The sequence below is a fragment of the Prescottella subtropica genome (assembly GCF_005434945.1).
Taxonomy (GTDB): Bacteria; Actinomycetota; Actinomycetes; order Mycobacteriales; family Mycobacteriaceae; genus Prescottella; species Prescottella subtropica.
The window spans coordinates 15,424-32,756 of record NZ_SKCH01000028.1 but is presented as its reverse complement, the minus strand read 5'-3'; the positions used below and the strand labels follow the sequence as shown (position 1 = coordinate 32,756).

General features: G+C 65.6%; 14 protein-coding genes. 7 read left to right on the top strand and 7 right to left on the bottom strand.

All coding sequences use genetic code 11. The features are described 5' to 3' along the window. Positions 1-384 precede the first annotated feature (384 nt). The 3 genes from E0497_RS18125 to E0497_RS18115 all read right to left on the bottom strand — a co-directional run bounded on the left by E0497_RS18125 (position 385) and on the right by E0497_RS18115 (position 7,175). Positions 385-5,343: a DEAD/DEAH box helicase gene (locus E0497_RS18125; RefSeq protein ID WP_241665958.1), complete on the bottom strand. Its 4,959-nt coding sequence runs from the start codon at positions 5,341-5,343 to the stop codon at positions 385-387. Positions 5,344-5,547: 204 nt separating this feature from the next. Next, positions 5,548-6,054, bottom strand: coding sequence for a hypothetical protein (locus E0497_RS20700; RefSeq protein WP_206663661.1), 507 nt, complete (start codon positions 6,052-6,054; stop codon positions 5,548-5,550). Positions 6,055-6,194: 140 nt separating this feature from the next. Continuing rightward, complete coding sequence (locus E0497_RS18115) at positions 6,195-7,175, bottom strand: hypothetical protein (RefSeq protein WP_137726195.1); 981 nt, start codon at positions 7,173-7,175, stop codon at positions 6,195-6,197. A gap of 35 nt (positions 7,176-7,210) precedes the next feature. Between E0497_RS18115 and E0497_RS18110 the strand changes: the two genes are divergently transcribed. After that, the gene (locus E0497_RS18110) at positions 7,211-7,936 is read left to right on the top strand and encodes a hypothetical protein (protein WP_206663660.1); all 726 of its coding nucleotides are present in this window, start codon (positions 7,211-7,213) and stop codon (positions 7,934-7,936) included. Here E0497_RS18110 and E0497_RS18105 read toward each other — a convergent pair. Beyond that, entirely contained in the window at positions 7,933-8,250 is a 318-nt protein-coding gene (locus tag E0497_RS18105; protein WP_161987448.1) for a hypothetical protein, read from the bottom strand. The two genes, E0497_RS18110 and E0497_RS18105, sit on opposite strands and share 4 nt — an antisense overlap. A 502-nt stretch (positions 8,251-8,752) precedes the next feature. Between E0497_RS18105 and E0497_RS18100 the strand changes: the two genes are divergently transcribed. The 3 genes from E0497_RS18100 (at position 8,753) to E0497_RS18090 (ending at position 11,380) form a co-directional block, all read left to right on the top strand. Next, entirely contained in the window at positions 8,753-9,403 is a 651-nt protein-coding gene (locus tag E0497_RS18100; protein ID WP_137726192.1) for a helix-turn-helix domain-containing protein, read from the top strand. Positions 9,404-9,812: 409 nt separating this feature from the next. Next, positions 9,813-10,343: an ImmA/IrrE family metallo-endopeptidase gene (locus E0497_RS18095; protein ID WP_137726191.1), complete on the top strand. Its 531-nt coding sequence runs from the start codon at positions 9,813-9,815 to the stop codon at positions 10,341-10,343. A 68-nt stretch (positions 10,344-10,411) separates the two neighbouring features. Further along, entirely contained in the window at positions 10,412-11,380 is a 969-nt protein-coding gene (locus E0497_RS18090) for a hypothetical protein (RefSeq protein WP_137726190.1), read from the top strand. On the opposite strand, the gene E0497_RS18085 is transcribed toward E0497_RS18090, so the two are convergent. Next, positions 11,321-12,184 carry a class I SAM-dependent methyltransferase gene (locus tag E0497_RS18085; RefSeq protein ID WP_137726189.1) on the bottom strand — a complete coding sequence of 288 codons (864 nt, stop codon included), beginning with the start codon at positions 12,182-12,184 and terminating at the stop codon, positions 11,321-11,323. The two genes, E0497_RS18090 and E0497_RS18085, sit on opposite strands and share 60 nt — an antisense overlap. Before the next feature lie 132 nt (positions 12,185-12,316). Then, on the bottom strand, positions 12,317-12,964 hold the full coding sequence (locus E0497_RS18080; protein WP_137726188.1) for a hypothetical protein: 648 nt from the start codon (positions 12,962-12,964) through the stop codon (positions 12,317-12,319). Between the two features lie 129 nt (positions 12,965-13,093). On the opposite strand from E0497_RS18080, the gene E0497_RS18075 reads away from it, so the two are divergent. After that, the gene (locus E0497_RS18075) at positions 13,094-13,552 is read left to right on the top strand and encodes a hypothetical protein (protein WP_137726187.1); all 459 of its coding nucleotides are present in this window, start codon (positions 13,094-13,096) and stop codon (positions 13,550-13,552) included. 24 nt (positions 13,553-13,576) lie between these two features. After that, on the top strand, positions 13,577-14,020 hold the full coding sequence (locus E0497_RS18070; protein WP_137726186.1) for a hypothetical protein: 444 nt from the start codon (positions 13,577-13,579) through the stop codon (positions 14,018-14,020). An 11-nt stretch (positions 14,021-14,031) separates the two neighbouring features. On the opposite strand, the gene E0497_RS18065 is transcribed toward E0497_RS18070, so the two are convergent. Beyond that, positions 14,032-15,822 (bottom strand): hypothetical protein, encoded by a 1,791-nt coding sequence (locus E0497_RS18065; protein ID WP_137726185.1) that lies wholly within the window; start codon positions 15,820-15,822, stop codon positions 14,032-14,034. Positions 15,823-16,129: 307 nt separating this feature from the next. Between E0497_RS18065 and E0497_RS18060 the strand changes: the two genes are divergently transcribed. Next, a complete protein-coding gene (locus tag E0497_RS18060; RefSeq protein ID WP_206663659.1) occupies positions 16,130-17,332 on the top strand; it encodes an ATP-binding protein in 1,203 nt (400 codons plus the stop codon). Position 17,333 lies beyond the last annotated feature (1 nt).

Genomic DNA, 17,333 nt, shown 5'->3' with positions numbered 1-17,333 from the left:
GCACGCTGGCCGTACTCGTCGACCCACGTGAAATCGGTTCCCGCCGTATCCCACCGGCGGATCATCGGGGCCTCACACACTGAACAGGTGCTGGCTGTGGGTGCTTCGGCAGCCGGTAATGGCCGGTCGGGGCGGCAAACATCATCGAGGGCGGCGGGGGCTGGGGTCATGCGAGCACACTCCTGAGGCGCGTCGGAACTTGGACACCCCACCCTCACTGGCACCCAGAACCGGTGCGGCACAACAATGCACGCAGCGAAGCATCGGCACCACAGATCCCGCGCAACTGAATACGGACAGCGCCAGCAAGGCCAGTCGGGCAGTGACAACAGTGTCGCCCAACTGGCCTAAGTCATCCCGTTTCTTCGTATCTGCCCGTCCGGTCTACAGCGAGTCGACGATCTTCATCGTCTCGACCGCGACGGTGGTCACTCGCTTGATGAGGTCGACAATGTAGTCAGGCTGGTCGTGTTCGTCGCACCAGTCGTTGGGGTCGTTGACGATCCCGGATGCCTTGTCGATCTTGACCTGATACCGGTCGAGCATCCATGCCAGCGCCGAGCGGGGGCCAAGCATGTAGCGTTCGGCGTCTTCTGGGATGCCTGTGATGGTGACCTTCGGGTTGTAGACGATGGTGGTGCGATCGTCTACGTTCTTGCCGGTGTCGGGGTCTTTCTTCTTGCCCCACTTGATTTTCGACACTCGCCACGTCTCGCGGTCAGTAGCGGAGGCACCCTTCTTGAGTTGCACGTCCAGGTCGTACGGCTCGACGGTCTCGTAGTTCACGTGCAGGTCCGCCAACTGCCGGCCAGCTGCAGTGAGCTGCTCGAACCGTTCACGAGTTTCGGGGGTGGGGATGTGCGGGAGCATCTTCTTCAGATCTGCCGCATAGTTCGCGCGGTAGGCGGGGTCGTGGAGAAGTCCGTAGACGTAGTAGAAGATGTCGTCCTTGGTGACCTGATTGCCGACCGCGTCGCGGTAGAGGGCAAGGATGCTGTCGGTGATGTTGTCGACCCGCCGGTAGCCGTGCTCGTCGACGTCAGCGGCGCCTACTGACGCGAAGTCCAGCTCCCCGGCTGCCGGCTCGGCCTTCACGTACGTCCAGCGGGGAAAAAACTGACCGGTGTCTAGCAGATGGAGGTTCGGCAGTAGATCCGTGATGAACGGGGTGAACTCAAAGTGCGACGCCGGTGCAGTCAGCACGATGCCGATGTTCTTGTGGTCCGAGGTCGGGAACAGCACGGGGAGCTGATAGCGACGCTCGTTGAGCGCAGCGCTGTAGTACACGTACTGCTTAGAGAACGGTCGGTAGAGCCCGGCTGTGAGAGATTTCGGCTCGTACGAATGATGCTTTCCGGCAGCGAAGTCCGACCTGAGACCTCCACTCCAGCTGACCTTCGTCGGGTCGTTGTCCATGAACTGGTCTGCGGCGCCCTTCCGGTCTGTGACTGCGTTCCCCGCGCAATAAGCAGCAAAGTCGTCGACGTGACTGTTGTAGAAGTCGAGCGTGCGCTGGACGTTCGACGCGACTGCCGACTTCTCGTAGTTGTACACCCACGCATCCCGATTCGACTTCAAGCCCGACGAATACAGCGCGAAGACTGTGACCTGTCCCGGTGTCTGCTTCTTCTCGCCGATGGCAGGCCAGGCGAGGTAGTCGTCGTTGCGTTGGTTGACCCAGTCGCCGTGGGCGTTGGGGGTGATGGACTGCCAGTCGATGCTGGGGAGGGTGTCGGCGTCGACGATCTCGAGTTTCTGCTCGCGGCTCAGATAGTCGCCGATGTCGCGGTAGAAGACCTCGCAGGCGCCGGCGTGGGCGGGGTTCTTGATGCCGATGAAGACAGCGACGGTGTTACGACTTCCGGAGCCGAAGACCTTGCCGCCTTCCTTGCGGGAGAGTTCACCGGCGGTGCGCTGGTTGCCGCGCAGGTTGTAGACGTAAATGCGGGAGTATTCACCGGCGAGGGAGAGGCGGATGCCGTCGGCGGTGTTGCCGTCGATCCAGCCGCCGTTGGAGACGAACGCGACGATGCCGGCGTCACCGATGCGGTCGGTGGCCCACCGGAAGGCGCGCAGGTAGGAGTCGTAGAGGCTGTTCTTGTTCGTCGCGGTCGATCGCGCGGCGTAGGTGTCGGCGATCCGCTTGTCCAACGTAGGGTAGGAGATGTTGGCGTTCAGGTCGTTCGCACTGGTCTGTCCGACCGAGTACGGCGGGTTGCCGACGACGACGTTGATGGGGATCTGTTTCTGGCGGACGATGCGGTCGTTGTTCTGGGGGAACATGTCCGAGTCGAGGCTGTCGCCGTCTTCGGTGATCTGGAAGGTGTCGGCGAGCACGACCCCCTCGAACGGGCTGTACTCCCCGACGCTCTCGCTGCCGATGAGGGCGTGGTAGGTCGATTCGATGTTCACCGCCGCGATGTAGTACGCCAGCAGCATGATCTCGTTGGCGTGCAACTCGCGGCTGTACTTGCGGGCCAGGTCTTCGGGGAAGATCAGTCCGGACTGCAGCAGCCGGGTGATGAAGGTGCCGGTGCCGGTGAACGGGTCGAGGATGTGGACGCCTTCGTCGGTCAGGCCGCGGCCGAACGCGTCTCGGGAGGCTTGGTTGGCGGCGCGGAGGATGAAGTCGACGACCTCGACCGGGGTGTAGACGATGCCGAGGGCTTCGGACTGCTTGCGGAAGCCGAGGCGGAAGAACTTCTCGTAGAGCTCGGCGATGACCTTCTGCTTGCCGTCGGCGGTGCTCACTTCGGCGGCGCGGACGCGGACGGAGGCGTAGAAGCCGTCGAGTTTCGCGGTCTCGGCTTCGAGGCCGGCGTCGCCGAGGGTGTCGACCATCGCCTGCATCACCCGCGAGACCGGGTTGTGGGAGGCGAAGTCGTGTTCGGCGAACAGGGCGTCGAACACCGGTTTGGTGATCAGATGCTGCGAGAGCATCGAGATCGCGTCGTCGGTGGTGATGGAGTCGTTGAGATTGTCCCGCAAGCCTTGCAGGAACCGCTCGAACGCGGCGGTGACCTGCGGGTCGGCGGCGTCCAACTGTGCACGGATGCGGGTGTTCTGGGCGGCGGCGATGTCGGCGACGTCGGCGGCCCAGTCTTCCCAGTAAGCGCGGGTGCCGACCTTGTCGACGATCTTCGCGACGATCGCTTCCTGCCACTCCGACAGCGAGAACAGCGCCATCTGCTGCGCCACCTGCCCACCCGCATCGGCGGCGGCGGTCGAGGCGCCGTCGGAGCCGGCGGCGGTCGACGAGCCACCATCGGTGCTGTTGCCGGTGCCGGCGACGGATTCGCCGGTGCCGTCCGCGACGGGGCCGATGTGGTCGCCCATCAGCATCGACGAGCCCTTACCGGTCTTCTTCTCCGCCGCAGTGCTATTGAGGGCAATGGAGTTGACCATCGCGTTGAACCGGTCGTCGTGCGCGCGCAGCGCGTTGAGGACCTGCCACACGACCTTGAAGCGGCGGTTGTCCGACAACGCCTGCGACGGCGAGACGCCAGCGGGGACAGCGACCGGCAGGATGATGTAGCCGTAGTCCTTGCCGTCGGCCTTGCGCATCACCCGCCCGACGGACTGCACCACATCCACCACACTGTTGCGGGGGTTGAGGAACATCACCGCATCCAAGGCCGGCACGTCCACACCCTCGGACAGGCAGCGGGCGTTCGTCAGGATCCGGCACTCCCCCTCCGGGACCGGCGCCTTGAGCCACGACAACTCGGCGTTGCGCTGGAGGGCGTTGTAGGTGCCGTCGACGTGGTGCACCGAACACGCCAGATCCCGGTTCGTCGCCGCGATGTCGTGGCCGTCGTTCTCGCTCTCGTCCAACAGATCCCGGTAGGCATCCACGACGGCCGGGAACACGTCGGCGACCTGTTTGGAGGCGGCGATGTCCTTCGCGAACACCACCGCCCGCCGCATCGGCGGCTCCCCCGGCGCGAAGCCGGTGCCGTCCGGGGTCCGTCCGGCCCGTTTCGCCAGGCCGTTCCAGCAGCCGACGATCTTCGACGCATCATCGAGTTTCAGCTCGGAGAACTCGCCGGCGAGCTGCTGCTGCAACGGGAAGGCGACGAGGTCTTCGTCGACGGTCAGCACGATCACCTTGTAGTCGGTGAGCAGGCCCCGTTCGACGGCGTCCCCGAACGACAGGCGGTGGAACTCCGGCCCGAACTTCGTCTCGTCGTCCATCGACGCCAGCTCGGCCGAATGCTCGGCCGCCTGATCCTTGACCTTCTCGTCGAACAGCCGGGGTGTCGCCGTCATATACAGCCGGCGGGCCGTCTTGAGGAAGTCGCCGTCGTGGACGCGCACGAAGTTCGACTCGTCCTCACCGGCGAGGGTGACGCCGGTGGTGCGGTGCGCTTCGTCGCAGATCACCAGATCGAACCCGTCCACCCCCTGCGTCTGGGCGGCCGCGACCACCGGCAGGGACTGGTAGGTGGTGAACACCACCGTCAACCCCTTCGCCCGCTTCCGGTGCCCCATCTCCGCAGCCAGGGTCGCCGGATCGGTGGTCACCGGGATCGCGACATCCACGGCGCCGATGTCCTCCGCGGCGCGGGAAACCTTTGTATCCGAGCAGACCGCGAACGCCCGCAGATCCAACAAGGTCTGGGCGGTCCATTCCCGCAACGTCTGCGACAACAGCGAGATCGACGGCACCGCGAACAGGATCTTCGCCGACCCGCCCTGCTCGGCGGCGGTGCGTTCCGCGATCTTCAACGCGGTGAACGTTTTACCGGTTCCGCACGCCATGATCAGCTTGCCGCGGTCGTGGCCGGCGTCGAACCCGGTGAACACCGCGTCGATCGCGTCCTGCTGGTGCGGGCGCGGATCGTGCCGCTTCGCCTCCGACAACGTGACCGTAAGTTCGCCCTTCGGCCAGGCCACATCCCAGTCGATCGGAGACTCGGCGATCTCCGCCAACCCGATCCGCTGCACCGGCGTGTTCTGATCCTCGAGTGCCGCCTCCGCGTTACGCCCCCACCGATCGGTGGTCGAGATGATCACTCGGTTCGTGAAGGGCTTCTTCCCCGACGCCGTGAAAAACGAATCGATATCCGCCTTGGCGAGGGTGTGGGTCGGCTCGTAGAACTTGCACTGGATCGCGGTGAACGCGCCCGTGTCCCGCTCCCGGGCGACCAGGTCGATCCCGGTGTCCGGTTTGCCGTCGCGGCCGGGCCAGTCCGTCCACCGCCACACCTGCTCGTACTGCTGGGAGAGCAGCGGGTCGAGTTGGAAGTAGCGGACCATCAACTGCTCGAACTTCGTGCCTCGCTCCGAATTGCTGGGTGCCTGACGGAACGCCTCAATGACGTCATGAACTGAACCCGACACCCGAGAGCCTGCCTTCGTACCTGTCGGCCCAGAGGTGCCGATTCCTACACACGGTCGGCGATGAGGTTACTGCCGAGAGCGGCCATGCTGGCACGGAGGCTCCACCTCGGAGATTGGACAGAATCGCTGGTAGTGCACCGGGGACGCGTCCTGCGAGGGCCGTCACATGTGGCTCTGCCCTTCACGGCAGGTGCGCTTCGCTATCTATCCCCACTGCACGGTACGGCCGTTCTCCACCGCCCAGGCCGCCAACCGGTGCAGATCGCCCAGACGCTCCTGGATGTAGCCCGGCCGTCGACCGCAGTCGATCATGCGAGGATTCCCGCCCACCGCGTGTGCAGGAACGCCCTCGTCGGCGGGGCTGAGAGCGGATGCCACCAGCACCCGTCCGAGGAAGTCGTCTGCGGGGCAGTCTCCGAAGCCTTCCGTGTCGAGGCCGAGCAGGTCGAGGAGCATCACCGCGTTGGTGTTCGACATGTTCACCTCGGGTGCATCGTCACCGTCAGCGGTGACCGACTCGATACCCGCGCCGTAGTAACGGGCGGACTCCGGGTCGGTGCAGCCGGGCAGAACGTCACCGGAGGCGTTCAGCGCCACCAGCTGAGCGGTGGCGTCCACGTGGTCGGCGATCAGGCCGCTACGGCCACCGAGGTGGTCGGTCAAACGGAAACCGATGACCGGCGCCATCTCCGGTGCGAACGTGATCGACATGGGGGCCTCGTTTCCCTCGACTGCGGTTGACGAGATCCAGACTGTCGCCCATCACGATCGGGTGCGGCACGGCTGACCGGCATCTGCTGTCGACCACCGGCGCCGGCTGACACGTCCGCCGGCAACGCTTGCACTGCTGGTCAGGACGCCGCCGACAGCAGGAACACTTCGCGGTTCGCGCCGTCGACAGCCACCGGAGTGGCGGACAGCAGACCGACCGCTGCAGCATCCGACAGCACCTGCACCAACCGGACTGAGAGCAGCCCGTCGATGTCGTCGTAGATGTCTCCCCGAGTCCACGGGGCGACGTTCCCGGACTTCAAGTCACCCACCGCGCATCGCATCCGGTCGGCAGCGGACAGTCGAGTATCGGCGGTCGGGCGGGCCAGCGGCTGCGACCATTCGCTGCTCCACATCACTTCCGGCATCAACCCATCGGTGGCGGGGTCGCACATCACCTCCGCGACCTGCCGTTCGATGTTGCTTCCGTTGGGGTCGCCGACCTCGCCCACCAGAATCCAGTCCCCCACGCGCAGTGTGTGGCCGGACTCAGTGGTGTCGACGGTCCACGAGATCGCCTGCACGGCATCCGGTACCGGATCCTGCTGCAGCACGTAGTCGACGACCTGATCAAACTGCGACGGCTGCCGCCGGATGATCGGGGTCGGTAGCACCAGGTGGCCGCTGCGGCCGATACCCACCCCATCGGCCACCGACTCCCCCCGATACGTGTGGGTGCCGGCCAGCATGATCACCGTGTCGGCGACGTTCGGGCCGGCCAGGTAGATCGGCATGCTTGTGAACGCGTGAACGCGCGCCTGCAGCATGTCCCGCACCAGTTGCGCGGCCATACTCAACCCGTCCTCGGTTCGGCGAGGAGTGCCCGGGGTGACGCCGTACGCGTACGGCAGCCAGCCAGTGAGCATTTCGGTGACATCGGCCCCACCCCGGCGTGGATGTGTGCGCGTCCACCACGATTGGGCGTTCTGCTGCTCGACGAACAGGCGTGCCACCGCCGCCATGTCACTGCCCATCCAGGCCGTCGACTGCTCCAACTGACTGATCACCGCCGGGGCGGCCGTCGCAGCATCCCAGTCCTGGACCGCTGAGGTCGTCGTCATCGTCATGTCCTTCCTCGACAGTGGAACCTCGCCGTATGGCCCTTGTCACCGTCCGGCGTCGACACCCGAACACCGTGCGCGATGATCACCGCATGGACGAAACAAGTTGGCATGTCACGCAAACGGATCGGCTGTGCGTGATCCTGCAGGAACGTAGCATCGCGGTTTCCCGTGACGTGGTCAGCGAGTTCGTCACCAACATGGTCACTGTGGTTGCCGAAACAGCCGGCGTCAGCACCGACACGGCACGGTCGATGATCACCGCCGAAGCCGCCGAACGATGGGCGGACAGCCTCGCCCCTACCGTGCTCACCAGCGACGGCGACACTGGCGAGAGTGTTCCCGCGGTCCTGTTGTCCGCTCATACGCTCGCCGAGTCCGCGGCCACTCTCGTCGAGGTGATGCGTGCTGCCCGGGCTGTCGAGCAAGTTGCAGATACGGCAGCTCTGGGATTGTCCAGCTATGCAGGTGATTCCGGTGCTCTGCGTGACCTGGCGATGACGGTGCAGCAGCAGGTGCAGTCGCTGTCCAAGGATGTTGCCCGTCATGTCGTCACGCAGCCCCCGTTGGAGATGCTGCAGTTGCCGGTCGTCACGTACACGCGGTTGGTCGACTTCCTCGACGAGGTGGCGCAGTCTCCGCTGTTGCTGGTCGCGGAAGACAATGGGCACGGCACCTACCACCACACTGTTGCCGGCGAGTACACGTTGAGTGATGTCGTCTCGGCGACACTGCACGATCTGGACCTGGCCGCGTTCTAGTCGCCGACAGCGCCCAGTTGCGCGACGATCTGTGCGACGGCGCCGAGGTTGCGGCCGGGGTGGTTGATTCGGTCGAGTTCACGCAACAGGACATCGAGCACCTGCGGTTGCAGTTCCATCGATGTGCCGGTCTCGCATTCAGGCCGGATCGCAGCCAACTCGCCAGAGAGCATCCACGACACGATCGTCAGTTCAGATGGGCTGGGTGAGTCGATGCCTGTCAACCGACTCTCCATCGCCGCGGTCAGTGCCGCCACCAAGGAGTCGGTGTCACCGGGTCGGTTGCCGCAGTGCGACTGTCCGACAGAACGCATGGGTGTTGTCCTTCTCGTATAGGGGTGTTTCCGGCCGGTGTGTGGCGGCGAGGGGTCGCAGTTGGTCCGCGACGCGTGAACGACGGTAGGTGTCGTGGTTCCGGTCTGCGGCAACGTCGATTTCTGGATGCCGGTAAACGACGCGGAGCCTCGAACCAGATGGTTCGAGGCTCCGCGACCCCGGTGGTGGGGCAGTGCATCTCCGATAGGTGGTGCCGCCGACAGGCGACGAGACAGGCGACCGCCCGTGTCGGAGTCAACAAGCTGTGCTGATGTCACCGCGCGATGGAACGTCCCCTATCCGATACGGACAGTAACAACATGACACACACATTTCAAAGCCACTTTGAAGCCATACCTGGTATGTGAGATAGTTACGCCGCTCCAGATCGCCGTCGCACAGCGCAACGCGCTGCGTAGACCTCGGAGCGAAGGCATGGTCGGGGGAGCCATGGACACCCGTGGTTGACGCATACAAGATGCAAGCGAGGTGCTTCACCGGATGGTCGACGGTTCAGGACGGCTCGGCGACTACGTTGCCGCCCGGAGACGTGAGCTAGGCCTCACTCGTGTACAGGTTCATCAAGCTGGTGGCCCGTCCGTCACCCGCCTCGGAACGATCGAAGAAGGCGCCGGACCTGGCCCCTCCGCGCAAACCCTCCAAAAGCTCGACACTGGCCTGCGATGGCAGCCCGGATCCGCGGCCCGAACCCTCACCGGCGGCCTCCCCACACCACTACCGGACACCGCAGAATCCGACGGACTGATCAGTGCATCGCAGGTCGCGGTATCTGTCGACGAACTCGCCGGTCTCATCCGGGCAGTCAACCGACTCACCGACACCTACGACGCCACCAACACCGACATCAGCGACTCTGTGCGCGCCGTGCAACAGTCAGCATCCCGTCTCGCCGGCCGCTGGGCCACCGAAGTCCTCGAACGAAACCGGCATTCCAGCACCCAGATCCCGGCGGTCCTCGAACTGGCCTTCGGGCACCTCCTCGACGCCCCCACCGCAGGGACACCAGAACCTGAGCACACCGAACGGTTGTATCGTCGATGGCTAAGCGGTCGAGTCACTGATCTCACACCTGAACAGTGCGAACAGTTCGCTCAACGACTACATCGCCGCCGATCAGGTCAAACGACCTAGCCGACGAAGAGGTGAGACATGACCGGGGAATGTCGCATGTGCCTGTCGGAAAGGGTCGAAAGACTCTTCACAACTCTGCCGAAATCTGATCGGACAGCCCATACGTCTGCGAGTATCGCCTCCGACATCAGCGCGACCTGCGGTGACACTGTCACCGCGGACTTCATCGACGGCATCCGCTCAGGGGCCGTCACCGATGTACCCGATCAGATCCTCTGCCACATCGCTGGCGCGTTCGGCTTCGACGCCGCCTATCTGATCGACGACGACTGCAGTGATCTCGATCAACAGCTCCGACTCTTCGGGGAGTTGCGCTCCGCCGGGGTGCCTTGGGTCGCGTTACGTCGGACCCCAGGCCCTGCATCCCCAGCTGAACGCGACCAGGTTATGTCCCTCCTCAGGAGTATCAATGAGCACCGAGCCCACACGTCAGGATGCGAGCGACGCAGCTCGTGAAGCAGCCGAACGAATCCTGCGCGATCTACCGCTGAGCCGGCCGTGGACCCGCGAACGATTCATCGCTGATCTGTCGATCCGCAACGGCCGCCCCATCGAAGTCCTCACCATCCCCGACGAGTTCGAACAGATCGAAGACGGCGACGGCAACAAGATCACCGGCGTGTGGATTCCCGGAGAGCGCATCGACTACATCTTCGTGACATCGCACGCGTCCGGCGACTACCGCGAACACATCATCTGCCACGAACTGGCGCACATCATCTTCCGGCACCAGGCCGACGAAAAAACTGTCGAGGCCCTGCAGTCCGCGTTCCTGCGCCGGCTGATGCCGAACATCCACCCCGACCACATGAAGAACCTCCTCCCGAAAGCCGTGTGCAAGCACCGCGCGGTGCTGACCGATCCGATCGAACGCGAAGCCGAATGGTTGGCAACCTTGCTGATGAACGCTGCCGATGAGTTGAAACAGCCGTTGTGGTGAGCGAACGTCGGCGACGTCGACAGCGCCATCCTCGGACGCCTCGCCCGCGCCGTCGGATGGGCGGTCCCGTGATCTCCATTCTCATCGGCCTTGTTCTCCCCCTGATCCTGCTGCTCGTCGCCGGCTACCGCGTCTACCGGTACCGCGACCGCCGCGAAACCTGGCTCCTCACCGCGGCAATCGGGTTCCTCGGTGCCGCCAAACTCGCGCGTGTTCCTGTCGTCACCGACGACTACGTCGACGAGTGGCTGCACGCCATCACCGGCATCTACAACCTGTGCGACTTCACCGGCATGTGGCTCGGCACGCTGGCCGCCACGACGTTCGCGGGATTCGCGGCGTTCACCGTCGGCGGCCACCAGTCCATCGGCCGGAGACTGCTCGTCGTCTACGCCGCAGTGACAGCTCTGATGTTCGGGACGTTCCTGATGACACCGGTCACCGACACCCCGACCAGTTACATGACCGCAGACTTCCCCATGACCGGATCGTTGGCGGCCTACTGGACCGTCTACCTCGGCACCATCGGTGCAGCCGGCACCGGTGTCATTGTCACCGCCATGCAAGCACTTCGGAAGGTTCGCCGCGGCCCGCTCGTCGCCGGCCTGTCCATCCTCGCGGCGGCCGCCGCGATGGCCGTTGTCTACGTGGCGTTCAAGATCGTCGACCTCTACGTCAACAACAACTCTGATCAGGCGCACAGCTGGTACGCCGAAAACTCGAAGGCCATCGCGTTCGTTCTGATCCTCGGGCTCGTGACGTCGTTCATCGGCTTCGGTGGCCTCGTCGCCGCGGTGACCCTGCCTCGCCGCTGCCGCCGCTACCGACTGCTGCGGACCCGCATGCAGGAGTGGCAGTCGGTCACGAGCAGCAATCGAGATGTGGTCCTCGAGCAGAACACCGCACCGCCCCTGACCCGGTGGGCGGCTTGGAAAGCGTCGACCGATTCCATTGCCTCCCACCGGCTCATGGTCGAGCTATCCGACGTCTACACGACTACGAACCTCACCCCGGACGCTGCGGCGGCCGGACAGTAGCCACGACACCTCCCGGCCGGGTTCTTCGGTGTACGGGAGGGTCCGGTCGATTCCGGCGGCGTAGTCCGCGATGCTCACCGCGCTGGTCTCCCACCCGTAGGGGGCGAGCCACGCCGCCGGATCGGCCACATACGACTGGAAGCCGTAGCCGGCCTCGTTCACCCGATCCTGCATCTGACGGGTCTGCTGCTCGTCGACGGAGCCCGGACCGAAGTGGGCGCCACACAGGACCGACCCGGGGGCGCTGATCTCACTGACCGTCGCCAACAGGTGCTCGTTCTGCTCGTCGGTGAGATAGATGAACAGGCCCTCGATCACCCACACGGTCGCCTCATCCGCGCGATGCCCAACCCCAGAAACAGCCTGTGACCAGTCACCTGTCACGTCCCCCGCTGCGGTGACACGCTGACATGTCGGCACGGAGTCAGCCGCAGCGAGCACCGGTTCCTTGAACTCGAACAGCGCCTCGAGATCCACCTCGAACACCGTCACCTCCGCCGGCAAACCCATCCGGTACGCGCGCACGTCGAGGCCCGCGCCGACGATCACCACCTGCCGCACCCCATCGCGGACAGCTGCCGACACCTGTTCGTCGAGGTAGTGGGTGCGGGCCGCCACCGACCGGTACAGGCGGTGCTCGGTGACGTTCGGCAACCGCAGGTCGCCGTCTGCGGAGATCCCTGATGCTGCAACGAACTGCTCACCAAGAGCGTCGACGAACAGGTGGTCCGGGCGCTTCGACTCGACGGACCGGAAGTAGGCGGTGGCGACGGCAGTCGCGCTGATGTTTCCGTTGATCTCCATCGCCACAGTCTGTCGGCTGGCTGGTCAACTGTTTGCTGCCGGGGCTGCACGGTGTGCGCGAGGTCGCAGCGCGAGTTCCGTTCTCCCTGTTCGCCCCCGAGCCCGGCGAATACGGATGCGCCGACACGGGGATCAGGCTGGGTCGACGAGGCATGCCGGCATCATCGCCGCCAGCCCCTCACCGTTCGACACTTCGTCCATGAGTCCCGCCCGGCCCGGGGTGAGCGTGTGCCGGCGGCCGCGATGCCAGTAGTAGGCGGCCAGCGAGTCGACTCGGGTCAGGAAGGCGAGATCATCGGCATGGTCGGCGTTCAGGAGGGGTTCAGCGCGCCACCGGCCGCGCCGCATATCGGCGACGGTCGAGTACACCAGCGCCGTCTGCGACTGCTGTTCGCACCAGTCGACGGCGTGGGCTTCACGGTCGAGTAGAGCGAGACCGAACGCCGGCAGGCTCGTGTGCGCGGGCACCTGCTGGATCCACCGCAGCTCCTGCGCCCACACCGTGAATGCGGTGTCCTCCATCGGCGACAGCCAGCGAGTGTGCAGGTCAGGTCCGATACGGGCCACGGGCCGGTCGTCGCGGAGGAGGACATGCGCGCGCCGGTCGATGCGGTACGAACCGTCGGGCACATAGGCGGCGGTCGCCGGCAACGCATGGAACCGGTACCCGCGGTGGGGGCGGATCGGTGTCGAGGCTGACGTGGTCGTGCGGGTTGGCATGTTGGGGTCGTCCCCGAACTCGTCGACCCAGAGTTCAGGTGCGCCGGCAGAGGTGGTCATCGGGTTGTCGCTTTCGTGGTGTCGTGTCCCGACGTGTTGTCGGTGCCGTCATGTATAGGTGCGGGAGGCTGGTGGTGAGGCATCCGCGGATGCCCCATGCCCGGAAACGGGTAAGGCACACTCGTGGCCATGAAGACGTTCCCCCGTACCCGTGTCTCCTTCTCCGCGAAGGACATCGACTGCTCGATCAGCGTCGGTGACAACGGGCTCGTGCAGCATGCGCTCTCGCAGGCACTGCGTATCGTCCTCGAGGCCGGCGGATCCGCTCCCGGGGTGGATGCGGTCAAGATCTGCGAAGCCCTGGAACTGTTCGCGTGGGTCGAGCAGGACACCAGCGGTGACACCGGGCAGTTCCTGCGAACCGACTACCCGCTCGTGTACGCGGCCACCGCGGCCCTGATCTTCACGCGTGATGTGCTGGTCGCGACGGCCGGGAACATCGAAGCTGGCTTGTGCCCGGTCCCCGACGGCCGCTCCGCCCCGGAGCAGGCCACCGATTTCCGTGAGTGCGCCGACTGGTTGAGCGGTCTGATCAACGACCCGGCCAACAAGACCCCGGACTCGGCGTACCTGCACGGCCCCTACTGATCTACCCACCCCAGGAGCTTCCCGATGACCACCATGACATTCCCGCTGCACCGCCTGCCGGCCGAGGTCCGCGAGATCAACATCTACGCCCGGTACGCGGCGATGGGCATGCTGCGCAGCAAGCTCTGCGACGCACTGCGGCTGCTGCTCGAGTCGGGTGTTCCGTCCGCAGCCGAGATCGACCCCCGCGACATCGCGGAACTGCTCACCTCGCTGACGTTCACCCTCGTCGAGGCAGACGACAGCCCCGAACTGTTCCAGAACGATCCGGCGATGGCGTACATGCCGCTCGGTGGGTTGGAGTACGCGGTGCAGGTGCTGCGCCGCACCGGCGACCACGTGAAGTCGGGCCTGTACGCGGTGCCGGACAAGCGGTCTGCCTCGAACCCGGAGGTGTACGGACAGACGTACATCGACGTTGCGGACGCCACCCAGCACATGGTTGACCAGATCCGCGCCGCAGCCTGACCCCCTGGCGGTCACCAGCGGCGGAGGACCGCAGCCAAGGCGTCGCCGATGATGTCCGCGGCCCGCGCAGGTTCACTCAGATCCATCACGGTCACAGCCTCGAGGTGGCGGTCGAGTCGTTCGAGCAGTCCGGGGCGCTGCTGATGTTCGGGCCCGGGAATCAGCCACAGCAGGCGCGTCCCCGTCGCGGCGAGACGCCGAAGGTGCTGTTCGGCCTCATCTGGGTTGGGGAGGTCGGCGTCGCTGATCACGGTGACCAGGCGTGGGCCGTCGCCCCGGCTCAACTGCAGGTGCGCGTCTAGTGCCAGCAGCGCCGCCGGCAGCCCATCGCTGCCGCCTACCGGTTCTGGAACATGGATTGCGCCGCCACGGGTTTCGTGGGGCAGGATCGCTGCGTCACTGTTCCAGGTCACCGCGGTGCTGTCGCCGCCTCGGGGTCGTGTGGCCCGGCGGACCATCCAGGCTGCCGCCGCCGCCGAATCGAGCACGGGTGCCATCGACGGCGAGTTGTCGATGGCGATACCCACCGTCACCGGTGGAGTGTCGACGTCCCGGTAGCTGGTGTGGGACCACGGTGTCGCTGACAGCCTCGTTCCGGCGGCGAGTTGTCCTTCCCTTCTGACGAGTTCACGCATCCGCAACCGGCCGGGAGGGGTGGTTCGGGTGACAGTGGTCATGGTGGCGCCACGGTCTGCGGCGCCGGCGACGAGTCGGTTGAGGCGAGCGGACTGGCGCAGCTCGTCCGGGGTGGGTCGCCGCACCGTGTGACGGTGCACGTGTGCCCTGCTCGCGCGGCCGGCTGCTGCGGTGTCGCGGTGGAGTTGGGCTGTGGTGTCGCGGCGCTGCTGTTCCGCGGTGGAGGTGACGGTCAGGTTTTCGGCAGCCTGCACTGCGGCGACAGCCCGTCGGGTCATGGCCGCGACTGCCGCGGCAACGTCATTGTTGCCGTCAGTGTGTATTTCAGTGCGCATTTCACTGTCAGTGCACATTTCGTTGACCTGCACCGATACCCCGGATCCTCCCCCGTCGTCACCGCCGTGGTCTACGACGTCGTCGTCGCAGTCATCCACCTGGTCAGACGCCTCCATCACGTCGGCGATCGCCACCGCACACCCGGTGAGGCCGTCGATGTCACCGTCGTCGAGGCCGACCGCGACACGTGTCTGCTGCACCAGCACACCGATCTGCTCGCCGGTGAGGAACGGAGCAGCGGCCGCGGCAAGATCGGGGAGATCGTCACGGTCGTAGACACCTGCGTCCACACGGCCGCCGACCAAGATCAGCAGACGTGCAGCCTCCCCAGCGGTCCGCGGGGTCGTATCCCCCAACAGCCGAACGGCCGCTGCCTGCAACCAGGTTCGTGTGCGCACGTTGCCGGCGACGACACGGCCTTCCATCCGTGGTTCTTCCAACAACGCCACCCACGGAGCGGCCCGTCGAGGCATCCCCAGTCGGCGGGCCGTGTGGGTGGCGTGTCCAACCTCGTGGACTGTCACACCCGCCAGCACCGGGTAGCGGGCGCAGTCCCGCGGATCACGCAGGTCGATCCGGTCTGGATCGTCTCCCGGGGAAAGCACTTGGGCGGCGTCAACAGTGATTGTTGCCGTGGTGTGGTCGAACAGGCCGGCGGGCCGATACCCGTCGACGTCGGGTGTGGCGTCCACACCGATGACGGTCACCAGGTCACGTCGTGGAGTGATCGTGTCGACGAACTCGCCGAGCCTGCTCGACAGCTGCCGCCACACGGTGTCCGTTGTCGCTTCGAGCGGGGCGGCGATCTGGGTCGTGGTCGTCGACGTCATGGGCGGAGTCTTCCTGGTTGGTGATTCGGGATGCCCGCACTCTCGCAGTCACGAAACCGGGTCGCGGCATCACACGAAGCCGGTCACGGGGATGAGGGAACGGCACGTACGGAACTCGATTCGTGTGGTGCCGCAGTCCCCAGCCGCTGCCGGAACACTCCTGTTGAACGATCGATTCCCGAGTAGAGAGGTGTGACAGATGGCGAGCATCAAGTTCGCTGCATGGGCCACACAGGATCCGGCTATTCCAGCAGGACGTGTGTTCGCCGCAGTCGCGTACCGAGATCCGTACACCAGCATCGAGACTGTGGCGTCCGCGTTCGGCACGCGGGACCAGTTCGATGCCGGCACCGTCGTGGTCCGCGAAGTGGATCCCGAGGAAAGGGATGTCGCCGGCCATTTCGAGCGACTGTTCCGCGCCCACTGCGATACCGCTGCGCACGGGCACCGTGAGCTGATCCACCCGCCGCGGGTGTGCCACACGACGGTCCCCGGTAACCGCCCGCTCAACCCTCTCGAACTGTTCGCGGCACTCGCCACGTCTCCGGCCGGGCCTGCCCTCGACCCGCTCACCGCTGCTGTCGACGCTCTCGCCCACGATCAGCACGTCGTCCCCGGCATCTCCGCCCCGCAGAGTGGAGTGGCGATCGCCGACCGCGTCCTGGCCGCGGTCCCCGCCGAAGACGCCGACGGCGTGCTCCTCGCTGACGGCCGCCGCTATCTGCCGCGGTCGATCGCCGGGCAGCCCGACTACCTGATTCTTCGGAAGTTACGCGGCCAGATGAATGTCCGCCTCAAGGGTGTCCCCGGCGGCGGGAAGACGACTCTGCCGGCGGCGGCATTCGGCGCTGACCTGATCACGGTGCAGGGTCACCGTGATCTGACGATGTCCTCGCTGGCCGGTCAGTACCAGCCGCACCCTGACGGCAGCTTCGTCTGGCACGACGGTCCACTGACCCGCGCGTTGAAGGAGGGGAAGGTGTTGTTGGTCGACGAGATCAACCGTGCCCCGTCCGGCACCATCGCCGCACTGCTGTCGGTCGCCGACTCGCGTGGCCAGCTCGTCCTCGACGACCGGCCCGACATGCCACCGGTGGTGGCAGCACCAGGGTTCAGCCTGATCATCACCTACAACGAGGAAGGGCAAGGTGTTCGACCTCTCGACGACGCGATCAAGCGGCGGTTCCCGTTCGAGGTGACGGTCGAAACCGACTACGACGTGGCCGACCGCGCAGGAATCGACGCGCGACTGGTGAAGATCGGCAGGCATCTGCTGTCCCACCATCGGGAGTCGATCGCCGATGGGGGTCTGCCCGTGTGGCGACCCCAGATGGCGGACCTTGAGGCTGCGCAGCATCTCCTCGACGCTGGACTCGGTATCGAGATCACGGCGGCGACTGTGGTGTCTGCGTGCACGAACGACGACGACGTCGACCTTGTCGCCCAGACGGTGGAGCGAGTCTTCGGCCTCGCCGACGTCCGCCCGCTGCAGCTGGGGGGCGCACTGTGAC

Bases quoted from the DNA above. Each gene is read 5' to 3' on its own strand.
- E0497_RS20700 (WP_206663661.1), bottom strand. From the start codon at position 6,054: ATGTCGATCACGTTCGCACCGGAGATGGCGCCGGTCATCGGTTTCCGT.
- E0497_RS18115 (WP_137726195.1), bottom strand. From the start codon at position 7,175: ATGACGACGACCTCAGCGGTCCAGGACTGGGATGCTGCGACGGCCGCC.
- E0497_RS18110 (WP_206663660.1), top strand. From the start codon at position 7,211: ATGGCCCTTGTCACCGTCCGGCGTCGACACCCGAACACCGTGCGCGAT.
- E0497_RS18105 (WP_161987448.1), bottom strand. From the start codon at position 8,250: ATGCGTTCTGTCGGACAGTCGCACTGCGGCAACCGACCCGGTGACACC.
- E0497_RS18100 (WP_137726192.1), top strand. From the start codon at position 8,753: ATGGTCGACGGTTCAGGACGGCTCGGCGACTACGTTGCCGCCCGGAGA.
- E0497_RS18095 (WP_137726191.1), top strand. From the start codon at position 9,813: ATGAGCACCGAGCCCACACGTCAGGATGCGAGCGACGCAGCTCGTGAA.
- E0497_RS18085 (WP_137726189.1), bottom strand. From the start codon at position 12,184: ATGGAGATCAACGGAAACATCAGCGCGACTGCCGTCGCCACCGCCTAC.
- E0497_RS18080 (WP_137726188.1), bottom strand. From the start codon at position 12,964: ATGACCACCTCTGCCGGCGCACCTGAACTCTGGGTCGACGAGTTCGGG.
- E0497_RS18075 (WP_137726187.1), top strand. From the start codon at position 13,094: ATGAAGACGTTCCCCCGTACCCGTGTCTCCTTCTCCGCGAAGGACATC.
- E0497_RS18070 (WP_137726186.1), top strand. From the start codon at position 13,577: ATGACCACCATGACATTCCCGCTGCACCGCCTGCCGGCCGAGGTCCGC.
- E0497_RS18065 (WP_137726185.1), bottom strand. From the start codon at position 15,822: ATGACGTCGACGACCACGACCCAGATCGCCGCCCCGCTCGAAGCGACA.